This is a genomic window from Paracoccus sp. NIOT.M2S5SZ12 (assembly GCF_057748165.1).
The window spans coordinates 107,377-120,664 of the sequence record NZ_JBYLFR010000002.1 but is presented as its reverse complement, the minus strand read 5'-3'; the positions used below and the strand labels follow the sequence as shown (position 1 = coordinate 120,664).

At 69.9% G+C, this 13,288-nt stretch carries 13 protein-coding genes; 4 read left to right on the top strand and 9 right to left on the bottom strand.

Annotated features, from left to right (window positions below):
- Window positions 1-9: 9 nt before the first annotated feature.
- From AC2SGK_RS02380 to AC2SGK_RS02370, 3 genes are all read left to right on the top strand, one after another.
- Window positions 10-735: an SDR family oxidoreductase gene (locus AC2SGK_RS02380; RefSeq protein ID WP_488322001.1), complete on the top strand. Its 726-nt coding sequence runs from the start codon at window positions 10-12 to the stop codon at window positions 733-735.
- A gap of 22 nt (window positions 736-757) precedes the next feature.
- Window positions 758-2,368, top strand: coding sequence for an FGGY-family carbohydrate kinase (locus AC2SGK_RS02375; RefSeq protein WP_488322000.1), 1,611 nt, complete (start codon window positions 758-760; stop codon window positions 2,366-2,368).
- Window positions 2,369-2,471: 103 nt separating this feature from the next.
- A complete protein-coding gene (locus tag AC2SGK_RS02370) occupies window positions 2,472-2,870 on the top strand; it encodes a hypothetical protein (protein WP_488321999.1) in 399 nt (132 codons plus the stop codon).
- A gap of 285 nt (window positions 2,871-3,155) precedes the next feature.
- On the opposite strand, the gene AC2SGK_RS02365 is transcribed toward AC2SGK_RS02370, so the two are convergent.
- The 3 genes from AC2SGK_RS02365 to AC2SGK_RS02355 form a co-directional block, all read right to left on the bottom strand.
- Window positions 3,156-4,157: a TerC family protein gene (locus AC2SGK_RS02365; protein WP_488321998.1), complete on the bottom strand. Its 1,002-nt coding sequence runs from the start codon at window positions 4,155-4,157 to the stop codon at window positions 3,156-3,158.
- Between the two features lie 210 nt (window positions 4,158-4,367).
- Window positions 4,368-6,614, bottom strand: a complete 2,247-nt coding sequence (locus AC2SGK_RS02360) for a methyl-accepting chemotaxis protein (RefSeq protein ID WP_488321997.1) — start codon at window positions 6,612-6,614, stop codon at window positions 4,368-4,370.
- A 111-nt stretch (window positions 6,615-6,725) separates the two neighbouring features.
- Window positions 6,726-7,382, bottom strand: coding sequence for an HAD family hydrolase (locus tag AC2SGK_RS02355; RefSeq protein WP_488321996.1), 657 nt, complete (start codon window positions 7,380-7,382; stop codon window positions 6,726-6,728).
- 128 nt (window positions 7,383-7,510) lie between these two features.
- Between AC2SGK_RS02355 and AC2SGK_RS02350 the strand changes: the two genes are divergently transcribed.
- A complete protein-coding gene (locus AC2SGK_RS02350; protein WP_488321995.1) occupies window positions 7,511-7,936 on the top strand; it encodes a GlcG/HbpS family heme-binding protein in 426 nt (141 codons plus the stop codon).
- A 9-nt stretch (window positions 7,937-7,945) separates the two neighbouring features.
- Here the strand turns inward: AC2SGK_RS02350 and AC2SGK_RS02345 are convergent, their stop codons facing one another.
- The 6 genes from AC2SGK_RS02345 to AC2SGK_RS02320 all read right to left on the bottom strand — a co-directional run bounded on the left by AC2SGK_RS02345 (window position 7,946) and on the right by AC2SGK_RS02320 (window position 13,252).
- Window positions 7,946-8,599, bottom strand: a complete 654-nt coding sequence (locus AC2SGK_RS02345) for a ceramidase domain-containing protein (RefSeq protein ID WP_488321994.1) — start codon at window positions 8,597-8,599, stop codon at window positions 7,946-7,948.
- A gap of 1 nt (window position 8,600) precedes the next feature.
- Entirely contained in the window at window positions 8,601-9,824 is a 1,224-nt protein-coding gene (locus AC2SGK_RS02340) for a YeeE/YedE family protein (protein WP_488321993.1), read from the bottom strand.
- 93 nt (window positions 9,825-9,917) lie between these two features.
- A complete protein-coding gene (locus AC2SGK_RS02335) occupies window positions 9,918-11,987 on the bottom strand; it encodes a M10 family metallopeptidase C-terminal domain-containing protein (RefSeq protein ID WP_488321992.1) in 2,070 nt (689 codons plus the stop codon).
- Between the two features lie 15 nt (window positions 11,988-12,002).
- The gene (locus AC2SGK_RS02330) at window positions 12,003-12,335 is read right to left on the bottom strand and encodes a hypothetical protein (protein WP_488321991.1); all 333 of its coding nucleotides are present in this window, start codon (window positions 12,333-12,335) and stop codon (window positions 12,003-12,005) included.
- A 102-nt stretch (window positions 12,336-12,437) separates the two neighbouring features.
- Window positions 12,438-13,124, bottom strand: a complete 687-nt coding sequence (locus tag AC2SGK_RS02325) for an ABC transporter ATP-binding protein (RefSeq protein ID WP_488321990.1) — start codon at window positions 13,122-13,124, stop codon at window positions 12,438-12,440.
- Window positions 13,124-13,252: an ABC transporter ATP-binding protein C-terminal domain-containing protein gene (locus AC2SGK_RS02320; protein WP_488322200.1), complete on the bottom strand. Its 129-nt coding sequence runs from the start codon at window positions 13,250-13,252 to the stop codon at window positions 13,124-13,126. The genes AC2SGK_RS02325 and AC2SGK_RS02320 overlap by 1 nt, the downstream gene beginning before the upstream one ends.
- Between the last annotated feature and the right edge of the window lie 36 nt (window positions 13,253-13,288).

Below are 13,288 nucleotides of genomic sequence, written 5' to 3'. Positions count from 1 at the left end.
GGAACCATCATGGCGAAACTGCAAGGCAAGACCGCGGCCATCACCGGGGCGGCATCGGGGATCGGGCTGGAATGCGCCCGCATCCTGATCGAGGAAGGCGCCCAGGTCGTGCTGATCGACCGCGCCGCCGACCGGCTGCACGACCTCTGCGGCCAGCTGGGGCCCCAGGCCCATCCGCTGGTCGTGGACCTGCTGGACGGGCCGCAGGTCTCGGGCATGGCCCCGCGGATCGAGGCGCTGGTCGGGCCGCTGGACATCTTCCACGCCAATGCCGGCGCCTATGTCGGCGGTCCCGCGGCCGAGGGCGACCCCGATCAGTGGGACCGCATGCTGAACCTGAACATCAACGCCGCCTTCCGCAGCGTGCGCGCCGTCCTGCCCGGCATGATCGGGCGCGGCGCGGGCGATGTGATCCTGACCAGCTCGGTCGCGGGCGTCGTCCCGGTGGTCTGGGAGCCGATCTACACCGCGTCGAAATTCGCGGTCCAGGCCTTCCTGCACGCGACGCGCCGCCAGGTCGCGCCGCAGGGCATCCGCTTGGGCGCGGTCCTGCCCGGCCCGGTGGTCACCGCCCTGCTGGACGACTGGCCCAAGGAGAAGATGGAGGAGGCGCTGGCCAACGGCTCGCTGATGCAGCCGCGCGAGGTGGCCGAGGCGGTGCTCTTCATGCTGACCCGCCCCAAGGGCGTCGTCATCCGCGATCTGGTCATCCTGCCCAACAGCGTCGATCTGTGACGACAAGCCTCCGGAGGCCCCCATGTCAGACCCCCGCTTCCTGATCGGCGTCGATGTCGGCACCGGCAGCGCCCGTGCCGGCGTCTTCGACGCCCAGGGCTGCATGACGGCCAGCGCCGCCCATCCCATCGCGATGCACCGCGAGGGCGGATCGATCGCCGAACAGTCGGGGGCCGATATCTGGGCCGCCGTCTGCCGTGCCGTGAGCGCCGCCCTGGCGCAGGCCGGCGCGCGGCCCGAGGAGATCGCCGGGATCGGCTTCGACGCGACCTGTTCGCTGGTGGTGCTGGGGCCGGAGGGAGCGTCGCTGCCGGTGGGCGACGCCGCCCATCCCGAGCGCAACGTGATCGTCTGGATGGACCATCGCGCGGTCGAACAGGCCGAACGCATCAACGCGGGCGGGCACCGGGTGTTGGACTATGTCGGCGGGCGCATCTCTCCCGAGATGGAGACGCCCAAGCTGCTCTGGCTCAAGGAGCACCGCCCCGACACCTATGCCGCCGCCTGGCAGTTCATGGACCTGACCGACTTCCTGACCTGGAAGGCCAGCGGCGATCTGGCGCGGTCGATCTGCACCGTCACCTGCAAATGGACCTACATGGCGCATGAACGGTCCTGGGACGCGGACTACTTCCGCTCCGTGGGCCTGGGCGATCTGACCGATGACGGTTTCGCCCGGATCGGGGCGCGGGTCGTCGATGCAGGCTCGGCCCTGGGCCGGGGTCTGACAGCCAAGGCCGCGCGCGATCTGGGCCTGCGCCCCGGCACCCCGGTCGCGGCGGGGCTGATCGACGCGCATGCGGGCGGCATCGGTTCGGTCGGACCCAAGGGCGGCGGCGGGGCCGAAGCGAACCTCGCCTATGTCTTCGGTACCTCCTCCTGCACGATGACCTCGACGCAGCAGCCGGTCTTCGTGCCGGGGGTCTGGGGACCCTACTTCTCGGCCATGGTGCCGGGCCTCTGGCTGAACGAGGGTGGGCAATCCGCCGCGGGCGCCGCGATCGAGCAGCTGCTGGACCACCACCCCCACGCGCCCGAGGCCACCCGTCAGGCGCAGCAGGAGGGGCTGTCCCTGCCCGCCTGGCTGGCCCGTCAGGCCGAGGCGCGGGCCGGAGACAACCCCGCCGATCTGGCCGGCGGGCTGCATGTCGTGCCCGAATTCCTGGGCAACCGCGCCCCCCATGCCGACCCGCACAGCCGCGCTGTGGTCGCGGGCCTGGGGATGGAGCGCGACCTGGACAGCCTCATCGCGCTCTACGTCGCGGGGCTCTGCGGGCTGGCCTACGGGCTGCGCCAGATCGTCGAGACCCAGGCCGCCGCGGGCGCGCCCGTGCAGGGCATCGTGATCAGCGGCGGCGCCGGACGCAGCCCGATGATCCGGCAGCTGCTGGCCGACGCGACCGGCCTGCCCCTGGCCGGACCCGAGACCGAGGAGCCGGTCCTGCTGGGCTCGGCAATCCTGGCGGCAGTGGCGGGCGGCGTTGCGCCCGACATCCCGCAGGCCATGGCCCGCATGTCGCGCTTCGACGCCCGCTTCGCCCCGCGCGACGGGGCGATCCGCGCGATGCACGACCGGCGCTATGCGATCTTTCGGCAGCTGCAGGATGCCGCACGCGAGGCCGCGCGGGGATGAGGGACCGGCGGTTCCCCGCCGCCTCACGCAGTTGGGAAGGCCGTCCCGGCTCCATTCGCCGCCTGCGTCGTTATGATATGGTCCGTTACGACAGGAGTTCGCCATGTCCCGCCTGCGCAGGCTTGCAACCGCCACCGCCGCCCTGACCATCGCCCTTGCAGGAACCGCATCGGCCGATCCCGGCAAGGGCCGCGGCCATGACCGCGACCGAGGCCATCATGCCCGCAACGCAGCGCATGGCTGTCCGCCGGGCCTTGCCAAGAAATCCCCGGCCTGCGTGCCGCCCGGACAGGCCCGCCACCACGAGATCCGCTACGGCCGCGACGTGGGCGACCGTCTGCGCATCGGCGATTACGTTCTGGTGCGGGACCCGGCCCGCTTCGATCTGCAGCGCCGCGACGGCTGGCGCTACTATCGGTCCGGCGACCGGGTCTATCGCGTCGATGCGGAAACGCAGCAGATTCTCGCGGTGATCAATCTGGCCCGCGCACTGCTGAACTGACGGCGGCATCGGACCGGACCACGCGAGCCTACGGCGCGGCGGTATGGATGTGCAGTCGCATGTCCATGCACTCAGCACGGGTTCCGGCGTGTTCGAGATGTATCGGGGATGGTTCGCTTGCCCTGTCGCAACCACGCCTGCGAACAGTCGCTGCGCGGTCGGAAGCGTATCCAAGCAGCGCCAGACCGGGCGTGCAGCATGCGAACCGAAATCATGGCGTCCGCAGGGATCGGATAGCCCAAAATGCAGATCGGCGGCCACGCGGGCCGCCGATCCGTCTTTTCGTCAGCTGCGATTCTCGCCGAACGGCAGCGGCTCGGGCGCCTGACCGCGGGTCTTCGCCAGAGAGACGACGACGCCGATGGTCAGGATCACGAAGGTGATGCCCAGCGACCAGGCCGGCGGGAACTTCTCCCAGCCCATCAGATCGGCAATGAAGATCTTGGAGCCGATGAAGATCAGCAGAATCGACAGCGCGTACTTCAGATAGGCGAAGCGGTGCAGGATTGCCGCCAGCGCGAAGTAGAGCGCGCGCAGACCCAGGATCGCGAAGATGTTCGACGTGTAGACCAGATAGGGATCGGTCGTGATCGTGAACACCGCCGGCACCGAATCGACCGCGAAGACCAGATCCGCGACCTCGATCACGATCAGCGCCAAAAGCAGCGGCGTCGCCCAGCGGACCAGCTTGCCGGTCTTGGGATCGGGCAGCTTGACCATGAACGCATGGCCATGCAGCTCGTCGGTGACGCGCATGCGGCGACGCAGCCATTTCAGCGCCTTGTTGTCGGCCATGTCGGTGTGGTCGTCACTGGCGAACAGCATCTTGATGCCGGTGAAGATCAGGAACAGGGCAAACAGGTACAGCACCCAATGATAGTTCTCGACGATCGTCGCACCGAGGCCGATCATGATGCCGCGCAGCAGGATCACGCCTAAGATGCCCCAGAACAGCACCCGGTGCTGATATTCCCGCGGGATCGCGAAGAAGCTGAAGATCAGCGCGATGACGAAGATGTTGTCCATCGCCAACGTCTTCTCGACGATGAAGGCGGTCAGGTACTGCGCCGTGGCCTCGCCGCCCATCGACCAGTAGATGAAGCCCGAGAAGGCGATGCCCAGAGTGATGTACATCGCCGAAAGCTTGAGGCTCTCGGCGATGCCGATTTCATGGTCGTCCTTGTTCAGGACGCCCAGGTCGAAAACCAGCAGCGCGATGACCACCGTAATGAACAGCAGCCACATCCACATGGGCTTGCCGAGAAATTCGGTCAGAAGAAGATCCACGATACCCTCATCAGTGTGATTGACGCACCGTGCAAGGGAGCAGAGTTGGGCCGCCGATGCACCGAGCACGCTCGATGCGGTCCGACATCGCGAAGCAATCCCCATTGGATCGCCGCGCCAGAGGGGCCCGGTCCCGCCTTCACTTTATGGCGTCATCCGGTCGCATTTGCAAGAGGGCGCCGGTGAGGCGACGTCGTATCTCCGACGCCGTCAGAACTCCATCACCGACGTCCGCCCCGTTCCGGTCAGGCGTATCGGGCGCGCCTCGACCGCGAAATCGGGCGCAAGCGACGGCTTCGGCGTCTCGGCGGTCATGCCGTCGACCGTGAAGGCGCCGATCTCGCGCGACAGGGCTTCGGCCTGCTGGCGCAGCGTCATCGAGGCGGCGGTCGCCTGTTCGGCCACGGCGGCGTTCTGCTGGGTCACCTGGTCCAGCTGGTTCACGCCCGTGTTGATCTCGGAGAGCCCCACCGACTGATCCGCCGCGGCCTGGGCGATGCCTGCGATCTGCTCGGAGACCTCGGCGGCTTTCTGGACGATGACCGCCAGGCTCTCGCCGGTGCGGCCGACCAGTTCGGACCCGCTGCGGACCTGCGCCGCGCTCTCCGAGATCAGGCCGCGCACCTCGCGCGCCGACTCGGCCGCGCGCTGCGCCAGACCCCGCACCTCGGAGGCCACGACCGCGAAGCCGCGTCCCGCCTCGCCCGCCCGCGCAGCCTCGACACCCGCGTTCAGCGCCAGGAGGTTGGTCTGGAAGGCGATGTCGTCGATGACGCCGATGATCCGGGTGATCTGCTCGGAGGAGCGCTCGATCCCGCGCATGGCGCCCACGGCCTCGGAGACGACGGCGGCGCTGGTCCGGGCGATGTCACGGTTCTGGCTGCTGGCCAGCTCCGCGTCGCGGGCACGGCCTGCGGTCTGGCGCAGGCTCTCGTTCATCTCGTTCAGGGCGGCGGCGGACTGCTCCAGCGTGGCGGCCTGGGTCTCCGCGCGACTGGACAGCTCGCCTGCGGCGGTGTTGATCTCGTCCGCGCCGCCGCGGACCTGCTGGGCCACGTCGGCGATGCGGCGGATCGTCTGCGCCAGTCGCGACACGACGCCGTTGAAGGCCAGCCGCAGCGAATCATAGCCCTCGGGGAAGGGATCATGCGCCGGGCTGTCGATGCGGTGGGTCATGTCGCCCGCCGCCAGCCGTTCCAGCCCGGAACCGATCTCGCGCACGACGCGGGACTGGCGGTCGGCCTCGGTCTGCGCGGCGGCCTCGCGCTCGGCGCGATGGGCGGCCGCCTCGGCCTCCAGCCGGCGCGCCTCCTGGGCGTGACCGCGAAAGACCTGCATGGCCCCGGCCATCGCGCCCAGCTCGTCGCGCCTGTCGGCATGGGGAATGGGCGTGTCCAGATCGCCCTTGGCCAGACGGCGCATGGCAGCCGTCAGCGCCTCGACCGGGCGCGAGACGACGCGCGCCCCGAACCACACCACTGCCAGCGTCGCCAGCAGCAGAAGCACAGCGGCCAGCACAGCCCGCTCGCGCGTCTGCGCGACGGGCGCCATCACCGTGGCGCGGGGGACCTGCATGACCAGGGTCCACTGCTCCTCGACGCCCACGAAATCGACTGGGGCGTGCAGGACCATCATCTCGGCGCCGCCAACAGTGGCGTAATGCATGGGCGCCCCGGCCAGCAGCGCGCGATCGGCATCCGACACGGCCTGCCCCAGCAGGGCGGCGTCCTGATGCGCGATCCACAGCCCGCCCGAGCTGATCAGCCGGACCCGACCCTCGCCGAAGGGACGCAGCTGGTCGATCCGCGCCGAGAGCTGCGCCAGCGAGAGGTCCGCAGTCAGGATGCCCACGGGACGGCCCTGGGGCCGCACGACCCCGCTGACCGTGGCCATGAGGACGTCCTGGCCGTTGACGGCATAGAGATAGGGCGGCGTGATCAGGCTGCGATCCTCGCGCATGGGGCGCGCATACCAGCTGTCGGTCCCGGCCTCGGGGCTCATGTCAAGCTGCTCGACCGCGACGGTGCCGTCCGGCATGTGATAGAAATAGGGCACGAAGCGCCCGGCCGCGTCGGAATAGGAATGCCCGATCGCGGCGCTGTCCGGCCCCCAGGCGTCGGGTTCCAGCGCGAGGGTCATGCCGACCAGATCGGGCCGCGTCTCCAGGATGCCCGTCACGACCTCTCCCAGCAGGTCGCGATCGGGCTGGGCCTGCACCATCACCCCCTCCACGGCGGCGACGCCGGTGCGGACCAGTTCGGTGACCCCGCTCATCTCGCGGGTCAGGGTTGCGGCATATTCGCCCATCATCGCGCGGGCCTGATCCTCGGCTTGGCGCATGGCGGCGCGCGACATGAGGGTGGTGGTCAGCGCGATCACCGCAAGGACGGCAAGCGCCGTCATCGCGGCGGCCGAGACGGCCAGCTTGGCACGGATGGACATGGACGGTAGCGGCATGCGGTCCCTCCTTCGAGGTGGATCGTGAATGGCATCGATCCCCGGGCTAGCACGCCACAGGTTAGCGAACTGTTACCCCGCACCCCCGATTGCCCGGCATTTTCGACAGTTTCACCGCCCCGCCTCCAGCCGCGCCAGCAGGGCCGGAAACGCCGACCAGCAGGCCAGCCCCGGCGCGTCCGGATCGCCCGGCAGGCCCGTCAGGTGCGAGCCGCCCGTGTAATGGACGACCCGCATGCCCGCCGCCCGAGCCGCCTCCAGACCCGCCGCGCTGTCCTCGATCACCAGGGCATGGGCGGGCGGCGTGCCCATGCGGTCGGCCGCGAACAGGAACAGGTCGGGCGCGGGCTTGCCGCGTGCCACCTGGCTGGCGGTGAAGACATGCGGGCCGAAGCGGTCGGTCAGTCCCAGGAGCGACAGGGTCCGCGCCACCCGCGGCGGGCTGGAGGAGGTCGCGACGCAGACCGGTCGGTCCAGCGCCGCCATCATGGCGGGAAAGCCCGGCGTCGCGGTCAGCCCGGCCTCGAACCGCGCCAGAAGGCGGCTGCGATAGCTGGCCTCGAAATCGGCGGGCAGGTCGCGGGCGAAGCGCGTGCGGATGCTGGCCGCGACGGTCGGAAAGCTGCGCCCCAGGAAGTCGCGCCGCACGTCCTCCGCGGTCACCGCGATGCCCAGCCCGGCCAGCTGGTCGATCAGCACCTCCGCCGACAGCACCTCGCTGTCGGCGATCACCCCGTCGCAGTCGAAGATGATCAGATCCACCCGCATCGGCCCCGCCCCCCTTGCCCGTCCCGCAGGCTTAGCGCCGATCGGGCGGACGCGAAAGCCGTCACCGGCTGGCATGTCCCGGCAGGGGGTGGCATGGTCCCGCGACCCATAGCAAAGGCGAGGAACCGATGACACTGACACTGGACATGGCCCGCAAGCTGGCCGATGCCTGCCTGGAGAAGGGCCGCGCGCTTGGCCTGAACCCGCTGACGGTCGCGGTGGTCGATGCGGGCGGGCATCTGGTCGCGCTGCTGCGCGAGGATGTCACCAGCCCGATGCGCCCCGACATCGCGCAGGGCAAGGCCAAGGGCGCCGTCGCGATGGGTGCGGGGTCGCGCACGCTGTTCGACCGGGCGCAGGCGCAGCCCTATTTCATCCAGTCGATGAACGCGCTGGCGGGCGGCATGCTGGTCCCGGTGCCGGGCGGCGTGCTGATCCGGCAGGACGGTCGCGTCATCGGCGCCCTGGGCGTGACCGGCGACACGTCGGACAATGACGAGGCTTGCGCGGTGCACGCCATCGAAAGCCTGGGCCTGTCGGCCGATCCGGGCTGAGGGCGGACCTCAGACGGTGGCGTCGCCGCGATGGCGGCGCCAGACCTCGATCATCCAGGCCAGCATGACGGCGTTCAGGATGTGCCACAGGAAATGCGTGCCCATGGGCAGGACCGCGCAGCTGGCCTGATCCAGCGTGCGGAACGTGAGGGACAGGATCAGCACCCCCGCCCCGACCGCCAGACCCCGCGCGACGCGGGGCAGCCGATTTCGGAGCAGCAGCGCATAGATCAGAATCAGCAGCGGGACCGGTGCATAGCCCGCCGACGATCCCAGCCCCGGCACCATCGAAAACAGCGGCACGGTCAGCGCGGCATAGGGCAGAAAGCCTGCCGTCACCAGCGCCGCCACCCACGGCCGGGCGCCCAGGAAGTCACGCGTCGCCGCGAAGACGTAGAGAAGGATGAAGACCAGGATCGGCAGCACGTCCAGCAATCCGGTCAGGCGGTTCGCATGGGTATGGAACAGCCACGACCCCAGGCCGATCACGAACAGCACCCCGGCCAGCGCGCGCCCCATGGCCATGCCCGGCCCGCGCAGCCGCCCCGCCATGATCAGCGCGGCGAGGATGAAGGCCAGGTTCGTCAGCGCGTTGACAGGCTCTGACCAGTAGTCCGGCCCGGTGCGTTCGCAATAGGCGTCGACCGGGTCCAGCCAGCCCATGTCAGCCATCCGCCCGGCTGGTGCGACGCTCCATGAAGAACCACGGCCGCATCTTCACGCCCAGCACGTTGCCCGCGAAGGCCGCGACGACCCACAGATATCCGTGCAGGCTGCCCGAGGCGATCCCCGAGAAATAGGCGCCGATGTTGCAGCCGTAGGCAATTCGCGCGCCATAGCCCAGCATCAGCCCGCCGATCACCGCCGCCAGCACCGAGCGCAGCGGGATCCTCAGCGATGGCGCGAAGCGCCCGGCCAGCGCGGCGGCCAGCATCGCCCCCGCGATGATGCCGGAATCCATGACCGAGGTGATGTCGGCAAAGACGCTGGACTGCAGCGCCTCGGCATTGGCGGGACGCTGCCAGTAGCCCCAGGCCGAGACGTCGATGCCCAGGGGCTGGGCGATCTTGGCACCCCAGAGCGAAAAGGCCGAGGTGATGCCCCAGGGCCGCCCCGAGATCACCAGCGTCAGGAAGTTCAGCAGCGCCAGCGCGACCGCCCCCGCCACCAGCGGCCAAGGCCCGCGCAGCCACCGCGCCAGCCCGTGGCGCGGGCTGTCGGGAGCCCGCTCCAACGCGCCGTGGCGGCGACGCTCGACGGCCACGGTCAGCGCGGCGATGGCGCCGAAGATCGCCAGCGACAGCGCGATGCCGCCCCAGGGGCCGAGCGGCTGCCACAGGGCCATCGGCTCCAGCGCGGGCAGGCCGGCCCACCAGTCGAAATGCGCCGTGGCGGTCACCGAACCGATGATGAAGAAAACCAGCGTGATCAGCATGCGCGCATTGCCGCCCCCAGCGGTGAACAGCGTCCCCGAGGCGCAGCCGCCGCCCAACTGCATGCCGATGCCGAAGATGAAGGCCCCCGCCAGCACGCCGAAGCCGGCCGGAGAGATCAGGCCGCGCACATCGTTGCCAAACAGCGTCCCCGAGGCCAGGGACGGGAAGAACAGCACCACCGCGATTGCCAGAAGCAGCATCTGCACCCGCAGCCCCCGGCCCCGCCCCTCCAGGATGAAGACCCGCCAGGCGGAGGTGAAGCCGAAGGCCGCGTGATAGAGCGCGATGCCCAACGCCCCCCCGATCAGGAACAGCGCACCCATCGCCGGGCCCTGCACAACGGCCAAGGCCAGCGTGCCCAGAACCAGGACGATCAGCGCGACCATGCCCGGCGCACCAAGCGGCGGCAGGCCCAGACCGGATTGCGGGGCAAGGCAGTTCGCATGGACCATGACGGCTCCTTCGGACTGGACAGGATGACGGGGGCGCGACCCGGACGGGTGAACCCGCACGCCAACGCCGCTCCCCCCGGTCCGGTTCACCCCCTAGAGGATGAAGTCGTCCGCATCCGGCATGTGCCGCCCCGCCAGGCGGATCACCATGTCGGGCAGGCGGTCGCCCGTCACGTCGATCAGCAGATGGGTCTCGGCACCGCGATGCTCGAACCGGATCTCGCGACCGCCGGTCAACGGGGCGCGGCCGATCAGGTCCAGGTCCAGCGCAGACAGGTCCAGCCGGTCCTGACCGGGGGCAAAGTCGGTGATCAGATCGGCGGCCGCGCGCGTGCTGTCCGACAGGCGGGTGAAGACGAAGACGTCCGCACCGATACCACCCGCCATGATGTCCGCACCGGCGCCGCCGACCAGGATGTCGGCGCCCTGCTGCCCGAACAGCCGGTCCGCCCCCAGACCACCCTCCAGCCGGTCGCCGCCGCTCTCGCCGCGCAGCAGGTCGTCTCCCGCACCGCCCAGCAGCAGGTCGCTGCCGCCGCCCGCCAGCATCACGTCATGGCCCGCATCGCCGCGCAGCGTGTCCCGTCCGGCTCCGGTGACCAGCAGGTCGTTGCCCAGGCCGCCCGACATCCAGTTCTCGCCCAGCATGTCCGACAGGCGGTCGTCGCCCGCCTCGCCCGACAGGCGGTCGTTGCCCAGCCCGCCGTTCAGCACGTCGGTGCCCGACCCGCCGAACAGCCGGTCGTCGCCCGTCATCCCGTCCAGCCGGTCGTTGCCCGCATTGCCGCGCAGGACGTTGGCGGCCGCGTTGCCCGTCACCCGGTCGTGTCCGCTGCCCGCGGCATAGGCCTCAATCACGGTGCCCGGACCGATCTGCAGGTTGCCGCGCAGCCCGTAGATGTCAGAGGCCGCCCCCGCCCGCAGATCGACGCGCTGCGCAGCGCGGTCGTTGGCGAAGTTCAGCAGATCGAACCCACCCGCGTCGTGAATGGTGATCGCGATCTCGCGCGCGTCGCGCACGCTGCCCTGCGCCACGCCGTTCTGGGCCGAGAAGATCCGCCCCAGCCAGCTGTCGCCCAAGGTATGCCCGACGCCGTAGGTGGTGTTGCCCGCCGTCAGCGACCCCGCCCCCGCCGCGCCGTAAAGGCGCTGGATCGCCAGGATGTCAGCCGGCATCAGCGTGCCTAGATAGGCGCGGTCGGCGGCAATGTTGGGATTCTCGTCCTGTCCGAAATAGGACATGACCGAAGCCTGCCAGCTGTCGTTCGAGAAGCGCGCGTCCCATTCGAAGCTGCCGCTGCCGTTGTAGTTGCCCTGATGGCCCAGCCCCAAGGCATGCCCGATCTCATGGACATAGACCTGGAAGGAGTAGGTGCCGATCTGGACGCCGTCCATGTTCAGCCAGTCGCGATCGACGTTGATGTCGGACCGCAGGATCCGCCCGTCCATGAGCGTCGACTGCGCGAAGGCGCCGTCCAGATGGTCCGAGAAGGTGATGTCGGCATTGCCGCGCCGCTCGACGAAGTCCAGGTCGGCGACGGCCTCCCAGGCCTGCATCGCGTCGCGTGCCAGCCGCCGTCCCGCCGCGTCCAGCCCCGACAGATCGACGGTGACGACGCCGTCCGCGCCCACGTCGAAGCGGCGCTGCGACTGGCCACGATCGTCCCAGTAGCCGCGCACCAGATAGTCGGCCAGCTGGGCCATGGGCGCCGCGGCGGGCGGGCGCACCAACTCGGCGGTAAGCTGATAGGAGCCGGTGCCGGAGGCGAATGCGCCGGCCGACAGGTAGTAGACGCCGTCCCGCGTCGGCGTGAAGGTCAGCAGGCTGTCGAAGCCGAGACCGCCGTCATCGTTCAACGCCAGAAGGCCGCCCTGCGGACCATGGAGCCGCAGCAGCGGGTCCGAGAGCGTGCCGCCGACCAGGTCGAACCGATAGGTCTGCCCGGCCTGCAGCCGGATGCCCACCCAGTCCTGATCGCCGGGCTGCCCGATCACGCCGAGAAAGCCGTCGCCCGGCGCGATGCGATAGGGGGTCCAGCCCCCGGTGGGCGCATCGCCCCCCTCGCGCAGCGTGGCGCGCAGCATGTCGATGCCGCTGCCCGAGAGCCCGTCCAAGGCACAGGACTTGTCCTGCGGCCGCAATGCCGCGCAAACCTGACACATGAATGTAATCCTTCCCTAATCGACCAGCCCGAACCGCAGAAGATCGCGGGCGAAGCTGCTGAAATCATCCGGTCGCAACGACCGGTCCGTCATCGTGAAATCCAGTCGCGGCCCGAAAGCGCCGGTTCCCCGCGCGATGCGTGCCGACAGCATGTCCGGCCCGGTCGCGATCACCTCCAGCCGGACCGCCTGCTCCCACGCCGCGTCGCGCAAGGCGGCGCAGAGGCGTTTGGACAGGGCGGCATCGGCACCCGGCCGCGTCGTGCAGGCGGGTCCCGCCGGTCGGTCGGCCGCGGCCAGGGTCATGGCCGACAGGCCGAGGCCGATGATCCGGGTAGTCAGGCGCATGGGCATATCCGCGGTCGATGCATGTGGTGGAACCGGCCCCGGCGGGCCGTCGCACAACCTTACCGGGACGGGGCCGGTCCGGTAAAGCGTCCGGATGCAGGATCAGACGCCCAGATGCCGTTCCGCAACGTCAGGATCGCTCAAAAGCTGTGCATTGTCGCCGGACCAGACGGTGCGGCCCTTCTCGATCACCACATGGCGGTCCGCAAAGCGGGTCAGGGCGGACAGGTTCTTGTCCACGATCAGGATCGCCTCGCCCTGATCCTTCAGGCGGGTCAGGCAGGACCAGATCTCGTCGCGGATCAGGGGGGCCAGGCCCTCGGTCGCCTCGTCCAGCACGATCAGGCGGGGGTTGGTCATCAGCGCCCGGCCGATGGCCAGCATCTGCTGTTCGCCCCCCGACAGCTCGCTGCCCTTGTGGCCCATGCGTTCGGCCAGGCGCGGGAACAGCTCCAACACGCGTGGCAGGGTCCAGTAGCCGGGGCGCGCGGTGGCGATCAGGTTCTCGCGCACGTCCAGGGTGGGAAAGACCTGCCGCCCCTCGGGGACGAGGCCCAGGCCCGCGCGCGCGATGCGGTGCGGCGCGGCCCGCGTCACGTCGCGCCCGTCGATGCTGACCCGCCCGCCCCGCGCCGCCAGCAGGCCGAATATCGTGCTGATCGTCGTCGTCTTGCCCATGCCGTTGCGGCCCAGCAGGGTCACCACCTGCCCCTGCCCGACCGACAGGTGGATGTCGTGGAGGACCTGCGCCTCTCCGTAACCGGCCTGCAGCCCCTCGACGACCAGCATCACGCATCCCCCAGATAGGCGGCGCGCACCGCCGGATCGGCGCGGACCTGATCGGGCGTGCCGGTCGCGATGATCCGGCCATAGACCAGCACGCTGACCCGGTCGGCCAGCGCAAAGACCGCGTCCATGTCATGTTCGATCAGCACCAGCGTCACCTGCCCCTT